The organism is Vibrio sp. IB15, from assembly GCF_016406055.1.
Taxonomy (GTDB): Bacteria; Pseudomonadota; Gammaproteobacteria; order Enterobacterales; family Vibrionaceae; genus Vibrio; species Vibrio chagasii.
Genome location: NZ_JAEFCE010000044.1, coordinates 1 through 17,561, shown reverse-complemented (window position 1 = coordinate 17,561; position 17,561 = coordinate 1). Strand labels below are relative to the sequence as shown.

Genomic DNA, 17,561 nt, shown 5'->3' with positions numbered 1-17,561 from the left:
TATCGCGGCCTTTGTTCAAAATACAAGCTTATTTACTTAGCAATACGTTTGTACTTGATGCGGTGTGGTTCTGCCGCTTGAGCGCCCAGAGTCTTCTTCAGCCACTCAGTGTACTCAGTATAGTTACCTTCGTAGAAGTTAACTTGACCTTCATCACGGTAGTCTAAGATATGGGTCGCAATACGGTCTAGGAACCAACGGTCGTGCGAGATAACCATTGCACAGCCAGGGAACTCAAGTAGCGCTTCCTCAAGAGCACGTAGTGTTTCAACGTCTAGGTCGTTGGTCGGCTCATCGAGTAGCAGTACGTTACCGCCCGCTTTTAGTAGCTTAGCTAAGTGAACACGGTTACGTTCACCACCAGAAAGCTCACCGATGATCTTCTGTTGGTCGTTGCCTTTGAAGTTGAAACGAGAGCAGTATGCACGTGCTGGGATTTCGAAGTTGTTGATCTTGATGATATCAGCGCCTTCAGAGATCTCTTGGAATACTGTCTTAGTGTCGTCCATGCTGTCACGGAACTGATCAACAGAAGCAAGCTTAACTGTTTCGCCCAGTTCAACCGTACCTGAGTCTGGTTGTTCTGCGCCGCTTAGCATCTTGAATAGTGTTGATTTACCCGCACCGTTGGCACCTACGATACCCACGATTGCACCCTTAGGCATGCTGAACGATAGGTCATCGATAAGAACGCGGTCACCATATGACTTAGTTAGGTTCTTAACTTCAAGAACTTTGTCACCTAGGCGCTCACCTGGCGGGATGAATAGTTCGTTGGTTTCGTTACGCTTCTGGTATTGGCCAGTCGTCAGTTCTTCAAAACGAGCCATACGAGCTTTAGATTTAGCTTGACGACCTTTAGGGTTTTGACGAACCCACTCAAGTTCTTTCTCGATAGTCTTTTGACGTGCGCTTTCACCAGCTTTCTCTTGCTTTAGACGCTCATCTTTTTGCTCTAGCCAAGACGTGTAGTTACCTTGCCATGGGATACCTTCACCACGGTCAAGTTCTAGAATCCAACCAGCAGCGTTATCTAGGAAGTAACGGTCGTGGGTAATCGCCACAACAGTACCGCTGTAGTCCACTAGGAAGTGCTCAAGCCATGCAACCGATTCTGCATCTAGGTGGTTCGTTGGTTCGTCAAGAAGCAGCATGTCTGGCTTCTCAAGAAGTAGACGACAGATAGCAACACGACGACGCTCACCACCAGAAAGGTGTTCAATCTTAGCGTCCCACTCAGGAAGACGAAGTGCGTCTGCAGCGCGCTCTAGAGCTGCTTCTAGGTTGTGACCATCTTTTGCTTGGATAAGCGCTTCTAGTTCGCCTTGCTCTTTTGCTAGTGCATCGAAATCTGCATCTGGTTCAGCATAAGCCGCGTAAACTGCGTCGATACGTTTAAGTGCATCAGCAACATCAGAAACCGCTTCTTCTACGATTTCACGAACCGTTTTTGATTCGTCTAGTACTGGTTCTTGAGGTAGGTAACCTACGTTAAGACCTTGTTGTGCACGAGCTTCGCCATCGATATCAGTATCAATACCAGCCATGATACGTAGTAGGGTAGATTTACCTGAACCATTTAGACCCAAAACACCGATTTTAGCGCCAGGAAAAAAGCTAAGAGAAATGTCTTTAAGAATTTGACGCTTAGGTGGAACAGTTTTGCTCACCCGAGACATGGTATATACGTATTCAGCCATTGCCGATCGATCCTAATTATTGTTCAAAATTGTTAGCTATTTTATACCAATATCCCTAAAGATGTTACTCCTAGGAAAGAAAAGCCATTCTTGAACGAATCCTTACTTACTATTGTCACATTGGTTATTAAAACTATATTTAATATGCTTCTTAGATGAAGTGTTAAATATTAATAATATTTACACTCAATTCCTTTACATTTTATGTGATGTCGGGCGTAAATAGATTTCACGTATTCATACACGCACTAAGGAAAGAGCGAATGTTTTTCCGAATTGGTAATACGAAGGTTGCTGTGGCTGCATCGGCAATCTTGTCTTCAGTTTCACTGGCTCCAATGGCTATGGCTAGCAATGCCTCAGAGTTAGAAATGCAGCGTGATGTTTATGATAGAGCGCAAGAGGTTTTAGACAGCCGTGATCTAAAAGCTTATTTAGCACTGCGCAGCAAAATTCAAACATACCCTCTCACGCCTTACACCGATTATCGTGCTTTTCTTATTGGCTTAGGTGATCGCACTCCGGCGGAAGTGGATGCGTTTATTGAAGAGAACAAAGCACTGCCATTTTCTAATCGTATGCGAGCACCATATTTAGATATGCTGGCGTCTAGAAAACAGTGGCAAACCATCCTCGAGTTTCAGACCAAAGAGCCAGTGGGCGAAAAGTACCAATGCATTTATTACCGAGCGAACTATGAGCAAGGTAATCAAGAACTGGCTTTTAAAGGAGCGAAGCAGCTTTGGTTGAGCGGCGATGGTGTTGATGACGCTTGCGACCCGTTGTTTAAGAGTTGGGATCAAGCTGGCTTGAGAACCGATGAGCTAATTTTAGAGCGTATGCTGTTAGCGTTTGAAGGGCGTAACGGTAAGCTGATGACCTATCTGATCAAGCAATTGGATCATAATGAGTCAATTGCTCAAGCTAAGCAGATGAAGGCGTTATACAACAAGCCTGAAAATGTGCTCACATTCGCTAAGAAGCATCCAGCCAATGAGTTTTATCAAGCTCAAACGGAGTTTGCTTTTAAGAAGCTAGCAAGAAAATCGGCTAGTAGTGCCCAAGAAGTATTCGATGAGGTCATCAAGGCTCAGAAGTTTTCTGAAGAGAAATCTCAAGAGCTCGCTGATTACCTGACTTTCCGTTTAATCAATACCGATTCTGAAGAGTTGATGGAGTGGCGAGATGAGATGTTGGCGAGTTCGTCGAAACAAGTCTTACTCGAACGTCGTGCCCGTTTGGCTATTCAGCATGCCGATTGGGCTGGATTGAAAGAGTGGATTGCCCGCTTAGACGACAAGCACCAAGCGTCATTGCGCTGGCAATATTGGTTAGGCAGGGCTGAAATAGCAACAGGTGATACTGAAAAGGGTAACCAACGTCTGTCTGATATTTTAGGTCAGCGTAATTTTTACAGTGTTGCAGCAGCAAAGCAGTTAGGTAAACCGATTCAATATCCAACCTCTAAGTTGAAATACAACCCAGAAACAGTGAAGCCTTTTAGTACTTCGCTGACTCGTATCGATGAACTGATCACTCGCGATAAAATTGCCGCAGCCAAAAGTGAATGGCGCTGGCTACTGACCAATGCAGATAAAGAGCAAAAAGAGATGCTGGCCGCTTACGCTGCGACACAGCGTTGGAATCACTTTACTGTCATTGCCAGTATTTCAGCGAAAATGTGGGATAACATTGCGCTGCGTTTTCCGGTTGCTCATAAGTGGTGGTTTAACTTCTATGCGGAGAAGCATGATATTGATCCAATCACCTTGATGTCTCTAGCAAGACAAGAGAGCGCGATGGATTCAGAAGCTCGTTCTCCAGTTGGTGCACGTGGTGTCATGCAAATTATGCCAAAGACAGCGCAATACACAGCGAACAAGCACAAGATTAAGTACAAGGGTAGCGATGATCTTTACGATGTCGGCAAGAATATCGAAATTGGCAGCCACTACTTAGATGGCTTGCTCTCTCAATATGACAACAACCGTATCTTTGCTTTTGCTGCCTACAATGCAGGTCCAAGCCGTGTTAAGCAGTGGCGTTCTCGCAGTGACGAAAAGCTTGATGCCTTCGCTTTTATTGAGATGATTCCATTCAAAGAGACACGCGGTTACGTTCAGAACATCTTAATGTTTGAGACTTACTATCGAGACATCTTGGGTGAGCAGGGCGAGTTTTTGGCTCCCCATGAGGTGAAAACTAAATACTAGTGGTCGATAAGTCCTGAAACTGAGTGACAATTGAAGGCAGTGAGTGCGAACCATTTCCGCTTACTGCCTTTTTACATTGGATCACATCCAGTATTTCGGTATAAAGTGGTAGACGCTTTCAATCGATAAGCGACTCTTTAAAGTCTGAATTTAAAAGTAAGTGTAGATATATGGCATCACAACCTGAATATGATAACTGGCAACAACTCATGGATTTAGTTAAGACAGCGGTTGAGAAAGATCAGCATGAACTGTTGTTGACCATGATGATGACGCCCGATGAGCGAGATGCTCTGGTTGCTCGAATTAATATTTTTTGTGAGCTAATGAAAGGTGAAATGTCTCAAAGACAAGTAAGCCAAATGCTGGGAGTCGGTGTGGCAACCATCACCAGAGGCTCGAATGAGCTCAAGGCAAAATCAGAACAAGAGAAAGCGATTATTGCCGATCTGCTGCTTAAGTAATGATGGCTTAAGCTATCACTGAATAGCGAGAGTGCGAATTGAAAAAAAACGCTAACTGAGGGTTAGCGTTTTTTAGTTTCTAGAGCTTGCAATCGAGCTGCTAGAAAGCTTGAGAAGCATTCATTGGTCAAGCCGAGAAATGCTCAGGGTTCACAAATGGGATCAGCGCTAAGATTAACGCTTGGTGATAGACCGAGCTACGTGAAAGCTGGTTATGTGTCAGTAAACCAATCGCTCCACCTTTTTGTTTGATATTGTCAGTACCAAATACTTCATCCATCACATCCCCGAGTTCGTTAGCGTGTTCTAGCTTCTCAAGAACGGCTGGTGGCAACATCAGGCTTGCCGAGCGAGATTCTCCACGTTGGCCATTTGATTCAATCACCATCCAAGCAAAGGTAACCCCGCCTTCGATTCCCGCTTCTAACCCAACATAGAAATCCGCATTAGGTTGCTGTTGTGTCGCATTGTGAACACGGTTTACAGCACCTTGATAGGTTTCATCATTACTCATCGGCTGATCGGCAACACCACTTGGCACACTTACCCCCGTGAACTCAAACCCGGTGTTGGGAAACGCAGAGACAAAAGCACTTTTGACAGCATTGATCTTAGCGGGATTTAGCGAGGCGATGATGACAGATTTCATGTGTTCGATTCTTCTAGTCGGTTGATTCAGTTGGCGCGTGTTAATCGTTCTGCTGGTGCTTAAATCGCTGTTGGTGTTCTTGATACCAGTCGCTTAGCTCATTGAGAGGCATAGGCTTACCAAAGTAGAAGCCTTGCAGCATGTCGCAATGCGCGTCTTGTAGCCATTGGTGCATCTCTTTGGTTTCGATACCTTCAGCAGTCACGGTTTTACCTTGCGCGTGACACAGTCCGATCACGGGTTTAACTATGTTCTGATTATCTGTTTCGATCAAGGCTTCTAAAAAACCTTTGTCTAATTTAATTTTTTGCGTTGGGTACTCAACCAATTGAGTGATGGATGTGTAGCCCGAACCAAAATCATCGATAGCTAATCGGTAGCCCATTCGAGCGAGTTCGTTGAGTAGCGGAAAACCGTGTGAATTTGAATAGAAAGTCTCGGTGATCTCAAAATCAATTAAGCTTGGTGGAATGCCATTAATCTTTGCGTGTTGTTCAATGAAATCCGCTAGGTGCGTAGTCTCTATCCCTGCGGAAGATAGGTTGATGGACAGCTGAATCGAGTGATCAAATTGACCCTGAAGCTGATGGAAAGAAGCGAAAGCATTCTTGATAACCCAGCGGTCGACAAGCTCAAATAGCCCAGTTTGCTCGGCAATAGGAATAAATTCATTGGGTGCAACCGTACCAAGTTGTTCGGACTCCCAACGCAATAGAACCTCAACCCCAATCACGTGGTTCCCTGCGGCATCCATGTAAGGCATATAAACGAGTTTAAACTCTTCATCGAAGTTTTTATCTCTTAGGGCACGCTCAATATTGGCTTGACGCTGAATAGTTTTATCCAAATCTAACGAGTAATCCGCGAACTGATTCTTGCCAGCATGTTTTGCCTGATACATCGCAGTATCAGCGTTTGAGAGTAGTTTCTCTATGGTATGCCCATCACTTGGGTAGGTCGCGATCCCAATGCTCACGGTAATCGGAAAGCTTCCTGAGTCGGTGATAAAGCCTTTTTGTAGCGGGGTCAGTAATTTTTCTGAAAACTGATGCGCAATATTATCGGCATTCGCTGGGGCATTGATATAGATAACAAACTCATCGCCCGACAAGCGTGCAGGCATGCAGTGAGCGCTGTCGCTCTGTTGAAAAAAGTCACATAAAGCGGTGATGCGCTCTGCAAAAGAAACCAGTATTGAATCCCCAATCTGGTGTCCGTATTTGTCGTTCACAAACTTAAAGTTGTCTAAATCGAGATAGAGTACCCAGGTATTGTTTTTCGAGTCAGGGGCTGGCAGAGACTGTTGCACAAACGACTGAAATTGAAGTCGATTGGGGATTTGCGTTAGCTGGTCATTCTCTGCCAACACTTTGGTCTGTTGGTAGGTATTATCGAGCTCTTGGTACATGTCATAAAAACGTTGTGACAAGCGGCCTAATTCATCATTAGTGCCTAAGCGCTCAATGTTCTTTCTTTGCTTTTTTTCGACCTGTTGCAGCTGCTTATCCAAGCGCGTGATTGGATTAATCACACATCGGGATAAAAGCATGAGCAATAAGCCCATACTGACAAAAGCAGAAAGAGCAAACGACACGCTGAGCTCATTCCAGATGGATTTGAGTTTGTTGTCCAACAAAAAATGAGCGGGGTCGAGTGTTGCGTAAAACTCAGGCCCTAGCTTTACTGACTGAGTTAAGCCATTTCCTAGGGATATCGGCTCATCGGTAAAGAAAAGGCTAGTTTGATAGTCAAACTCTATCTGTTTTCGTAGTGAATTAAACTTATCGAGAGAAACAGATACGACGAGAAAAAACACATCGTTGAGTTGTTCGCTTATCGGAGCGGAAACGCTCTTTTTGTCGAGTACTTCATAGTGAACAAGCACACCTTCACCTTGTGAGTTTTGGATGTAGTCAGTACCCGAAGCTGTGCGTTTTTCTTGGTATTGATGCTCAACGAACTCTAATACTTTAGGGTCCATCTCTGCATAGGGATCTCGGCTATTTTCGGCGTAATAGCTGACAGTGCGATCACTGTCTAGCAGAGCTAGTCCGGTAAAGCTGTCGTCGCCATCTTGCAATAACTTAACGGTTTCGTGCAGGTCATCGATGAGTGCGAGCTCTTGGCTGGGGTTCTCTTCAGCCAAGAAGAAGCGTTTAATCATGTCACTTTTAGTGAGTGCATAAGAATAGCTATTAAGAAAAGAGCGTGACTGGCGAAAGTGTCCGGCCAGTTTTTCCATACTTAATTGCAGAGCGTTATCTTCGCGTTTGATGAAACTGTTTTTTTGAGTTGAGTAGATGATATAGCTGGAAGTCGCAGTACTTATCAGTATTACGGGTGCAATCAGAAGTAATATTTTCGTACTTAGCTTCATGGCTACTCACAACATGGTTTATAAATTTGAGCGCGTAAGTCTATGTTACTTGGAGTGAGCTCGCTATTAATTACACGTTGTACGGTGCTTTCCTGTGAAGGCGGTAAGGTTTTGTCTTTATTGATAAAAAAGCTACTAATGAGTTTTCTGTTAGAAAAGCGTAGGGCTACTTAGAGGGGAGGTGGTGTAGAACGATAAATCAATGATTAGAGGCTAGGAAATGCCAAAGAGAGCGTTGTTTCTAAATGATATGTGTAGTCATGGTGATTTAAGTATTTGGCCTACCATAGGCCAAATACTTATGTTAGCTGAAAGCGTTATTCGTTCTCGGCTACGACAGCTTAACCTGAGTCGCTTTGATGTTTTCGCTTGGGTAACAGCCTAGCACTTTGAGGTGGCGAGTAATGGCCGTTAACTCTGTGATCGCTTGCTGCATATTATCTGAGTCTAGGTGTGCTTCTAAGTCTACATAGAACATCTCTTCCCAAGGGTTACCCATAATCGGACGAGACTCTAGCTTAGTCATGTTGATACCTAAGCGTTGCAGAATCAGTAGTGTCTCTACTAATGAACCAGCTTCTTGTGAAGTCGACATAATGAGTGTCGTCTTCGCTGGGATTTGCGTTGATACTTCAACTGGCTTGCGTGCTACCACGATGAAACGCGTGTGGTTTTCTGTTTGATTTGCAATGTTACCTTGGATTGGCTGAAGCCCGTAAAGCTTGCCGCTCGATGCGTTACCAATCGCTGCGACATCATCACCGTCCAGATCTTTCACCTTTTTCATAGCGTCAGCTGTGCTGGCACAAGACTCAAGGGTGACATCTTTAAGACGGCTCAAAAACTCGCTGCATTGCTGATGAGGTTGTGGGTGCGAATAGAGGGTTTTGATGTCTTCTAAACGGATATCATTCTTAGCAACTAGGCAGTGCTCAATGGGTTGAGATAGCTCACCTACGATATAAAGCGTTGTGTGTTGAAGCAGGTCGTACACTTCGTTGATTGAACCTGAGCTGGTGTTCTCAATCGGCAATACGCCGTAATCTGCATGTCCCGATTCTACTGTTGAGGCAACCTCTTTGAAATGGCTACAGTTTAGCTCAATCAACTCCATATTCTTGCGGCTGAAATACTCGCGGCTTGCAAGGTGCGAGTAAGAGCCTTTAGAACCCAAGAATGCCACGCGAGCCAAAGGCTTACGGCTTTGTGGATTTGCGAGGTTTTGTAAGTATGACTGTTGCAGTAGAACTGAATCTTCAATGATGGTGTGAAACAGCTTAGTAATGTACTGAGCATCCAATTCGTATTTGTCTTTACCGTTGTTAATCAGCTTAACCAACAGTTGTTGTTCTCTTACTGCATCACGAACTGGCTTTGATGTCTCTACCTTGCTTTTAGCAACTTCGATGCTTAGCTTGCGACGTTCTGAAAGTAGTTTCAGTAGTTCGTCATCTAAATCATTAAGACGAAGGCGGATATCATCCAGTGAAATTGAGCGGTCAGTCATAAATGTGTCCTTATAAAAAAGCCTCCCTAGTTTGGGAGGCTTCTTGTTCGTTTTTGACTTGTTTTTCTAAAACGACTTAGCCTCCGATTTACGGAAGAAAAAAGAAGTCAAAAATAAACAAAGATTGGGTTTGCATAAAAAGTGATTGTTTTATGAATGTTTAAACACAATAAGCAAGCGAGCTACGAGCGTCAAGCAAAAAAATAGCGCCCTGAGGCCTATTTTTTAATCTGTTATCTTTCCTTATTCTACTTCAGCTTCTAGCTCTTCGATTTCAGGCTTTTCAGCGCGGCGCGCTTCTGGTTTATGGCGTAGCTTGTTGAGTTGACGCTCTAGTTTTTGTTCTACTTCGTTGATAGCAACGTAGAGGTCGTCATGGATTGATGAAGCTACAAGTTGTCCTTTTGGTACAGTGATTACCGCTTCAAATTTCTTCTTCTTGTTTGGTTCTTCACTAAAGCTCGCTTGGCAACCAATGATGTCTACTTGCCATTTATCCAGCTTTTTAAATTTGCTTTCTATGTGATCACGGATTGCAGAGGTAATGTCGATGTTTTTACCAGTGATGTTCATTTTCATAGAAGTTTTCCTCTGTTGTATCCCTCATGGGTTAACTTCAGATTACGACTTTTGGGAATTGATAATGTGATCTGGATCTTGTTTTGGTTGGGTGGAATGAGCATTAAAATCAAATGTGATCTTACGCAAGTCTTGATATCTTTTTGGTGAAAAATGCTTGTTATCCTTATGGAAAACGATAAGTTGGAGGCAAGGCTTCGCTAAAAATTAAATCAGTTTTTAGGGGCGTCTTACAGCTTACAGAAAGTGCTTGATGGATATTTATCCAAAAGTATTTTGTGATCTAGAGCACGTGACACATATCGCTAGGTAAGCTTCCTCAGAATTAGACAAACAAAAGCCGCATAACTTTGCTTATGCGGCTTTTGTGTTTTTGTCTTTACTCAATGTCTCTTCTTGTCTGGCTCAAGTTTATAGTCGCTCTAATCATTCGTTTTGAGCAATCTCGCCGTGCCGTTCTCTCTAATCGCATTGATTGCCTCTAGCTGTTTATAGATGACGAAGTAGCGATTGATATTGGCAACGTAGGTGACAGGCTCTTTACTGACGTATTTACGAGTAATTATCTCTACGTTTTTAAACCAGATGTTCGGGTTGTAGCCTTTCTTCTTCGCAAGGTTCCTCATCTTTCTGATCTTAGCTGGACCTGCGTTATAGGAGGCGAGAGTAAAGTAAATCTGGTTATCTGGAGTAATGGCTGGGTCATCAAAATATCTATCTTTAATGAAGCGCATGTATTTCACACCAGCATGGATGTTGTTATCGACGATGTGGATATTCTTGATGTTGACGTTTTTGTCTCTCGCAGTGCTAGGTAGAACCTGCATTACTCCAATAGCACCTCGGTGGGAGACTCTGCTTTGATCAAGGCCCGACTCTTGGAAGCCTTGCGCAGACATCATCAAAGGATCGAATTCATACTTATTCGAATACTTTTCAAATACATCAGCCAGTTTAGCAACGCGGTCAACTTTGTTCGGGTTGAGTGCCCGACCTAACCAACGAGTATTATCTATGTATTTCTTATAGATAACGTTTCCAAGCAGGGTACCTGTTCGAGCTGTCTTAACGTATTTGTTTATCTCTTTCTTTAGTTGAGGGCTGTCTTTTCTTAATGCCCAGGCTATTTGACCATTTTCGCGTAAAGGTAAGTCGTGATGGACTTGAATGTTTTCCATCACATCGATCCACAGTTTCGCTTTGTGGCTGTCTAGAATCGTACCTTGTATATAGCCTTGGTTAACGAGCTCGATCAGTTCGTAGTCTTGCAGTGACTCTTCGATGAAGTGGACATGCAGTGGCGGTAAACCCAGTTCGTTGAGTTCCTTATTGACCCTTTGCACGCTTTCGAAGTAACTGGAGCTGGCCCGAATCCATACTTCCTTACCACTAAGCTGCTTGATCTCGGTGATCGCTTCTGAATTCTTGCCAGTGATAATGAGCTCTTTACCGTCTTTAATCATAGGGGCTGAAAAATCGATCACCTTTAATCGCTTATCGGTGACGGTCAGGTTTGCAACAGCAACATCGCCATAGCCTGACTGTAGAGAGGGGAGCAGGTCATCCCGCTGCACAGGAATAATTTGAACGTTCAGGTAAGGGTGCTTCTTGCGAAGACTTTTTTCGAAATGGTAAAGCATCTCGGCAACGATGCCTTTGGGCTTGCCATCTTCTATATAGTAGAAGCCAAGATCAGCAGAGACCAGCACTCTCACTGTACCTTTGGTTTTGAGTACGTCGAGGTCCCCCATGTAAGGCTTATTGCTTAATGGCGAGAGTTCTAATGCGTGGGGAAATTGGCTAAATAGCACGATCCCAATAAATAATAACAACCTACTCACATCCACACTCCATGTTGATGTTTTGTCAAAAGTTATTTATTGAAGATACCGTGTATTGTGCGATTCATCAAGTTCGTGGAATAGGTTTAAAAAAAGCGCGCTAGTAAATTAGCGCGCTTTTTTAGTCAGGAACAGAATGGTTGGCTAAGGTAGTGGATTCAGCTCAATCAAGGCTTCTGTTCTTTGAATCGCGTCCTCAAGGCCAAGCTGTTTGTAGGCCTCTAGCTGAATTTTTAGAGACTTACGCGCTGCGATGGTATCTGGGTAAGTCTTTTGCAGTTCTTGCGTTCTATTGATTGCTGCGATCCAAGCTTCACGACGTAGATAGAAATCTGCCGTTGCTAGGTCGTAATCCGCCAAACGGTTTTTAAGTGCGAACATGCGTTTTTGTGCATCTTCTGCGTAAGGGCTTGCTGGGAAGCGCTCTAGTAGTCGTTTGAAATCAGCAAAAGCGAGTTTTACTGGCTCAGGATCTCGGTCGCTACGGTCGATATTAAAAATATCGTGCATAAAGTTTCTGTCTTGTGCCATGTGCGTTAGGCCGCGCATGTAAAGAACCCAGTCTTGTTTTTCGTGAGTTGGGTTTAAACGCAAGAAACGTGAAATGGTCGCTAGGCCAAGCGCTAGGTCATCATTTTTGTAGTAAGCGTAAATCAGGTCTAGCTGTACTTGTTCAGAATAGGCGCCGAAAGGGTAACGAGAGTCTAGAGCTTCTAGCTTTTCAATGGCAGAAAGCCAGCTACCACTTTGTAGCGATTCTTGCGCCTCAGAATAGAGAACCGATGGCGGTACATCTGGCACTATCTCTTCGGTACTTGAACAACCAGCCAAGAGTGATACGGCTAATAGACCCGCTAAAGTAAGGTGTTTCATGTCAGGCGTCGATTCCTTGAATTAAATATTTCGTAAGCTTCCGTTACTTTCTAACCAGTAACAGATACAATGATGCAATTATTCTATTTTATCCATACTAATGGGTATTAGTCTCACGGTTTTTAAAAAAGTTCGATATGGCTCAGCAGATCACATTAACAGACACAGTAAAAAGCAGCCAGTTAGGTCAACGTTTAGACCAAGCTGTCGCTGAACTATTTACCGATTTTTCTCGCTCTCGTATTAAAGAGTGGCTTCTTGACGGCAAAGTCCAAGTGGACGGTGAAGTTATTACCAAGCCACGCGTTAAGGTTATGGGCGGAGAAGAGATCATCTTACAAGCTGAACTTGAAGATGAAGAGCGCTGGGAAGCACAAGACATTCCTCTAGACATTGTCTTTGAAGATGAACACCTATTGGTTATTAACAAGCCACGTGATTTTGTTGTTCACCCAGGAGCAGGTACGCCGGATGGAACCGTGCTAAACGCGTTGCTGCACCACTACCCACAAATCGCTGAAGTACCTCGTGCAGGTATTGTTCACCGTCTAGATAAAGACACGACAGGTCTTATGGTTGTTGCTAAAACAGTACCAGCACAGACTCGCCTTGTACGTGCACTGGCTAAGCGTCGTATTACTCGTGAATACGAAGCGATTGCAATCGGCAAAATGACCGCTGGTGGCATGGTAGAAAAAGGCATTAGCCGCCACGCTACCAAGCGTACTTTGATGGCTGTGAATGAAACGGGCAAGCCAGCGGTAACTCACTACCGCGTTGCTGAGCACTTCCGTGAACATACACGTATTCGCCTACGTCTAGAAACGGGTCGTACTCACCAAATCCGTGTACACATGTCTTACCTTCAGCATCCACTGCTAGGTGATATTGCATACGGCGGTCGTGCACGTATTCCAAAGGGCGCATCAGAAGAACTAACGAAGATGATTCGTGCTTTTGATCGTCAAGCACTACACGCGGTTATGCTCAAATTTGTTCACCCAATTACGGGCGAAGAAGTTGAGTTCCACGCACCTGTGCCAAATGACATGGTTGTGATGGCTGAAGCACTACGTGTTGATGCTCGCGATAACCTAGAAGAAGACATTTAATTATGTCGATGATCATCCCTAACTGGAACGCACCAAGTAACGTGAAGGCTTTTGCTTCGACGCGTGTTGGTGGTTTTTCTGCTGATGCATATCAAGGGCTAAACCTCGGTATGCATGTTGGGGATGATGCTTCACTGGTTGAACGTAACCGAATATGGCTTACGCAACACGCTAATATGCCCGCAGCACCCATATGGCTAAACCAAACACACTCGACTGATGTGATTACAGTTTTAGAGCCTACAACCAATGTTCTCGATGCTGATGGAGCTTTCACCACTGCGAGTGGCGTAGTGTGTTCAGCTATGACTGCAGATTGTTTACCAGTGATTCTTACTGATACTAAAGGTACTCAAGTTGCTGCGGTTCATGCCGGATGGCGTGGTCTTGCTGGTGGTATTCTTGAAAATGCAGTCGCAAAGTTTACCAATCTCAGCTCTGATAACCAGATCATAGCTTGGCTAGGCCCTGCGATTGGCAAACAAGCCTTTGAGGTTGGTGATGATGTGTTGGAAGCTTTCGTTGGTTTTGACCCTCAAGCCAAGCTTGCATTCAAAGCGAAAACTGAACCGGGCAAATGGTTAGCGAATATGTCTCAACTTGCAACACAGCGACTTACTAAAGTGGGTGTTTCGCAAGTGACGGGTTCGAACCTTTGTACTTTTGCCGATTTTGATGCTTTCTATTCTTATCGTCGAGATGGCGTTACTGGACGTCAGGCTACCTTTATTTGGCTAGAGTAACGTTTAGTAAGTGTCCGCTTTTATCCAGCACAATGATATTTTTATATAAACTCTATTCTTCATTCCTATCCCTTGAAAATCCGCGTTACCGTATCCATCTTCTAACCATAAGATAAACATATCTAAGAGTAGGAAGGTTGGCATGCGTCTCGATCGATTCACTAGTAAATTTCAAATTGCGATATCTGATGCTCAGTCGCTCGCATTAGGTCGTGATCACCAATATATAGAGCCTGTACACCTAATGGTGTCGCTATTAAATCAAGATGGTAGTGCGATTCGTCCATTGCTTACTATGTTGAATATTGATGTGGTTCAGTTGCGTTCAAAGTTAAGCGAAATATTAGACCGTGTACCGAAAGTAAGTGGTATCGGTGGTGATGTTCAGCTTTCGAATGCAATGGGTACTCTGTTCAATCTATGTGACAAGGTCGCACAAAAGCGCCAAGACACATACATTTCTTCGGAAGTCTTCCTACTTGCTGCAATTGAAGATAAAGGTCCTTTAGGTAACCAGCTTAAAGAGCTAGGTCTTACTGAGCAAAAATTATCTCAAGCTATCGAGCAGGTTCGCGGTGGTCAAAAAGTTGATGACCCAAATGCCGAAGACCGACGTCAAGCATTAGAGAAGTTCACCATCGATCTGACTGAAAGAGCTGAGCAAGGCAAGCTCGATCCTGTTATCGGTCGAGATGACGAAATCCGCCGTACTATCCAAGTACTTCAGCGTCGTACTAAGAACAACCCAGTCATTATCGGTGAACCTGGCGTTGGTAAGACAGCTATCGTTGAAGGTTTGGCTCAGCGCATTATTAACAATGAAGTGCCTGAAGGTTTAAGAGGCCGACGCGTACTTTCATTAGACATGGGCGCTTTGGTGGCCGGTGCTAAATACCGTGGTGAGTTTGAAGAGCGCTTGAAATCAGTCCTCAATGAATTGTCTAAAGAAGAGGGCAATATCATTCTCTTCATCGATGAAATTCATACCATGGTCGGCGCTGGTAAAGGTGAAGGCTCTATGGATGCGGGTAACATGCTGAAACCAGCATTAGCTCGTGGTGAGCTTCATTGCGTTGGCGCGACGACTCTTGATGAATACCGTCAATATATAGAGAAAGATCCAGCGTTAGAGCGCCGCTTCCAAAAAGTACTTGTCGATGAACCAACGGTTGAAGACACGGTGGCGATTCTTCGTGGTTTGAAAGAGCGTTATGAACTTCACCATCATGTAGAAATTACCGACCCAGCGATCGTCGCTGCAGCAACACTATCTCACCGATATGTTTCTGATCGTCAACTGCCAGATAAAGCAATTGACCTGATTGATGAAGCAGCATCGAGTATCCGTATGCAGATTGATTCAAAACCTGAATCTCTGGATAAACTCGAGCGTAAGATCATTCAGCTTAAGATCGAGCAGCAAGCGCTGACTAATGAAAACGATGAAGCCAGTGAAAAGCGTCTTCGCACCTTACAAGCGGAGCTTTCAGATAAAGAACGTGACTTTGCTGAACTTGAAGAAGTGTGGAACGCTGAGAAAGCAGCACTGTCTGGCACGCAACATATCAAATCAGAGCTAGAACAAGCTCGTATGGATATGGATTTTGCAAGACGTGCAGGTGATCTAAATCGAATGTCTGAACTGCAATATGGTCGTATCCCAGAGTTGGAGAAGCAACTAGACCTTGCGACTCAAGCTGAAATGCAAGAGATGACCTTACTACGTAATAAGGTTACTGATGCAGAAATTGCCGATGTCCTGTCTAAGCAAACGGGCATTCCGGTTTCCAAAATGTTAGAAGCAGAAAAAGAGAAGCTTCTAAAGATGGAAGGTGTTCTGCATAAGCGTGTTATCGGCCAAGGCGAAGCGGTAGAAGTGGTATCGAATGCGATTCGTCGTAGCCGTGCTGGTTTATCGGATCCGAATAAGCCAATTGGTTCTTTCCTATTCCTTGGTCCTACAGGGGTAGGTAAAACGGAGCTTTGTAAAACGCTCGCTAACTTCATGTTTGATAGTGACGATGCAATGGTACGTATCGACATGTCTGAATTTATGGAGAAGCACTCTGTTGCTCGTTTAGTTGGCGCACCTCCGGGTTATGTTGGTTACGAAGAAGGTGGTTACTTAACTGAAGCAGTGCGTCGTAAACCATATTCAGTAATCTTGTTAGATGAAATTGAGAAAGCGCACCCAGATGTTTTTAACATTTTACTTCAGGTACTTGATGATGGGCGTCTAACCGACGGGCAAGGTCGTACGGTCGACTTCAGAAATACGGTAGTGATCATGACATCGAACTTGGGCTCTTCAAGAATTCAAGAAAACTTCAATACGCTCGATTACCAAGGAATAAAGAATGAGGTGATGGAAGTGGCAGGTAAACATTTCCGTCCTGAGTTTTTGAACCGAGTGGATGAAAGCGTTGTGTTCCACCCATTAGGGCAAGAGCACATTCAATCTATTGCTTCTATTCAGCTTGAGCACCTAAAAAAGCGTATGGAAGATAATGGTTATGAACTTGAGGTGTCAGAAAAAGCGCTGAAGCTAATTTCTCAAGTTGGCTTCGACCCTGTATATGGGGCACGACCGTTGAAAAGAGCAATTCAACAGAGTGTAGAGAACCCATTGGCGAAAGCGATACTTGCTGGAAAAATCAACCCAGATGAAAAAGTACAGCTATTAGTTAATAACGACAGAATTATTGCTCACCAGTAATTGGGGCAGAAACAATAGGTACGATTCGCTAAATTTAGTCTAAATCGTACCTATTTCGAACGCTTTGTATAAATACTATTCGAACAGTCGCCAGTGGCGGCTTTTTTTCGTTTTTGGCCTTGTGCGCAAGATTATTATCTCTATAATGCGCCTCCGTTGTCAGGGATAACCAAGCGGTTTGAACTAAGCAGCGAAACGGCAAATAAGCATTTAAGATGCTTCAAAAAATTAGCAGGAAAAAGTGTTTGACACTGAATCCCAGTTCGCTAGAATGGCCGTCCACTTCGAGAGGCTCCTTACTAAAAGGAACGCTTAAGAAGTTAAGCTCTTTAACAATTTAAACCTATCAATCTGTGTGGGCACTCGTTAATGAATATCACTAAGTTTGTTTTCGCTTTTTAAAAGCAAAGGCAAATGTGAAACTTCGGTTTCAACTTGATTTCAATGAACTGAGTGACCAATTCGAATCGTAAGATTCGGCACAGTCAATTCAACATTACTATGTAATGTAATCAGTATTCGTTGAGTCACAAAATCTTAAATTGAAGAGTTTGATCATGGCTCAGATTGAACGCTGGCGGCAGGCCTAACACATGCAAGTCGAGCGGAAACGAGTTATCTGAACCTTCGGGGAACGATAACGGCGTCGAGCGGCGGACGGGTGAGTAATGCCTAGGAAATTGCCTTGATGTGGGGGATAACCATTGGAAACGATGGCTAATACCGCATAACGCCTACGGGCCAAAGAGGGGGACCTTCGGGCCTCTCGCGTCAAGATATGCCTAGG

12 protein-coding genes, 1 rRNA gene and 1 other annotated feature are annotated in these 17,561 nt (G+C 44.1%); of the genes, 6 read left to right on the top strand and 7 right to left on the bottom strand.

Annotated features, from left to right (window positions below; all coding sequences use genetic code 11):
* Positions 1-32 precede the first annotated feature (32 nt).
* Positions 33-1,700, bottom strand: a complete 1,668-nt coding sequence (gene ettA, locus JC606_RS16060) for an energy-dependent translational throttle protein EttA (RefSeq protein WP_004739497.1) — start codon at positions 1,698-1,700, stop codon at positions 33-35.
* Between the two features lie 263 nt (positions 1,701-1,963).
* On the opposite strand from ettA, the gene sltY reads away from it, so the two are divergent.
* Both sltY and trpR read left to right on the top strand, forming a co-directional pair.
* A complete protein-coding gene (sltY, locus tag JC606_RS16055; protein WP_198778960.1) occupies positions 1,964-3,913 on the top strand; it encodes a murein transglycosylase in 1,950 nt (649 codons plus the stop codon).
* Positions 3,914-4,083: 170 nt separating this feature from the next.
* Entirely contained in the window at positions 4,084-4,377 is a 294-nt protein-coding gene (gene trpR, locus JC606_RS16050) for a trp operon repressor (RefSeq protein ID WP_008221633.1), read from the top strand.
* Between the two features lie 127 nt (positions 4,378-4,504).
* On the opposite strand, the gene yjjX is transcribed toward trpR, so the two are convergent.
* From yjjX to JC606_RS16020, 6 genes are all read right to left on the bottom strand, one after another.
* The gene (gene yjjX, locus JC606_RS16045; protein ID WP_137408523.1) at positions 4,505-5,026 is read right to left on the bottom strand and encodes an inosine/xanthosine triphosphatase; all 522 of its coding nucleotides are present in this window, start codon (positions 5,024-5,026) and stop codon (positions 4,505-4,507) included.
* Between the two features lie 40 nt (positions 5,027-5,066).
* A complete protein-coding gene (locus tag JC606_RS16040; RefSeq protein WP_198778959.1) occupies positions 5,067-7,403 on the bottom strand; it encodes a putative bifunctional diguanylate cyclase/phosphodiesterase in 2,337 nt (778 codons plus the stop codon).
* 331 nt (positions 7,404-7,734) lie between these two features.
* Entirely contained in the window at positions 7,735-8,910 is a 1,176-nt protein-coding gene (pheA, locus tag JC606_RS16035) for a prephenate dehydratase (RefSeq protein WP_004739491.1), read from the bottom strand.
* A gap of 12 nt (positions 8,911-8,922) precedes the next feature.
* Positions 8,923-9,044 (bottom strand) — a sequence feature (Phe leader region).
* A gap of 109 nt (positions 9,045-9,153) precedes the next feature.
* Complete coding sequence (gene hpf, locus JC606_RS16030) at positions 9,154-9,489, bottom strand: ribosome hibernation-promoting factor, HPF/YfiA family (protein ID WP_004739490.1); 336 nt, start codon at positions 9,487-9,489, stop codon at positions 9,154-9,156.
* A gap of 422 nt (positions 9,490-9,911) precedes the next feature.
* Positions 9,912-11,336, bottom strand: a complete 1,425-nt coding sequence (locus tag JC606_RS16025; protein ID WP_332873239.1) for a lytic transglycosylase F — start codon at positions 11,334-11,336, stop codon at positions 9,912-9,914.
* A 138-nt stretch (positions 11,337-11,474) separates the two neighbouring features.
* The gene (locus tag JC606_RS16020; protein ID WP_008221648.1) at positions 11,475-12,203 is read right to left on the bottom strand and encodes an outer membrane protein assembly factor BamD; all 729 of its coding nucleotides are present in this window, start codon (positions 12,201-12,203) and stop codon (positions 11,475-11,477) included.
* A gap of 137 nt (positions 12,204-12,340) precedes the next feature.
* On the opposite strand from JC606_RS16020, the gene rluD reads away from it, so the two are divergent.
* From rluD to JC606_RS16000, 4 genes are all read left to right on the top strand, one after another.
* Entirely contained in the window at positions 12,341-13,315 is a 975-nt protein-coding gene (gene rluD, locus JC606_RS16015; RefSeq protein ID WP_004739484.1) for a 23S rRNA pseudouridine(1911/1915/1917) synthase RluD, read from the top strand.
* Between the two features lie 2 nt (positions 13,316-13,317).
* Positions 13,318-14,058, top strand: a complete 741-nt coding sequence (gene pgeF, locus JC606_RS16010; protein ID WP_198778958.1) for a peptidoglycan editing factor PgeF — start codon at positions 13,318-13,320, stop codon at positions 14,056-14,058.
* Between the two features lie 142 nt (positions 14,059-14,200).
* Complete coding sequence (clpB, locus tag JC606_RS16005; protein WP_198778957.1) at positions 14,201-16,774, top strand: ATP-dependent chaperone ClpB; 2,574 nt, start codon at positions 14,201-14,203, stop codon at positions 16,772-16,774.
* A gap of 539 nt (positions 16,775-17,313) precedes the next feature.
* Positions 17,314-17,561 (top strand): 16S ribosomal RNA (locus JC606_RS16000); the annotation flags it as partial.

Coding starts and splice junctions, on each gene's coding strand:
- ettA (WP_004739497.1), bottom strand. CDS start 1,700: ATGGCTGAATACGTATATACCATGTCTCGGGTGAGCAAAACTGTTCCA.
- sltY (WP_198778960.1), top strand. CDS start 1,964: ATGTTTTTCCGAATTGGTAATACGAAGGTTGCTGTGGCTGCATCGGCA.
- trpR (WP_008221633.1), top strand. CDS start 4,084: ATGGCATCACAACCTGAATATGATAACTGGCAACAACTCATGGATTTA.
- yjjX (WP_137408523.1), bottom strand. CDS start 5,026: ATGAAATCTGTCATCATCGCCTCGCTAAATCCCGCTAAGATCAATGCT.
- JC606_RS16040 (WP_198778959.1), bottom strand. CDS start 7,403: ATGAAGCTAAGTACGAAAATATTACTTCTGATTGCACCCGTAATACTG.
- pheA (WP_004739491.1), bottom strand. CDS start 8,910: ATGACTGACCGCTCAATTTCACTGGATGATATCCGCCTTCGTCTTAAT.
- hpf (WP_004739490.1), bottom strand. CDS start 9,489: ATGAAAATGAACATCACTGGTAAAAACATCGACATTACCTCTGCAATC.
- JC606_RS16020 (WP_008221648.1), bottom strand. CDS start 12,203: ATGAAACACCTTACTTTAGCGGGTCTATTAGCCGTATCACTCTTGGCT.
- rluD (WP_004739484.1), top strand. CDS start 12,341: ATGGCTCAGCAGATCACATTAACAGACACAGTAAAAAGCAGCCAGTTA.
- pgeF (WP_198778958.1), top strand. CDS start 13,318: ATGTCGATGATCATCCCTAACTGGAACGCACCAAGTAACGTGAAGGCT.
- clpB (WP_198778957.1), top strand. CDS start 14,201: ATGCGTCTCGATCGATTCACTAGTAAATTTCAAATTGCGATATCTGAT.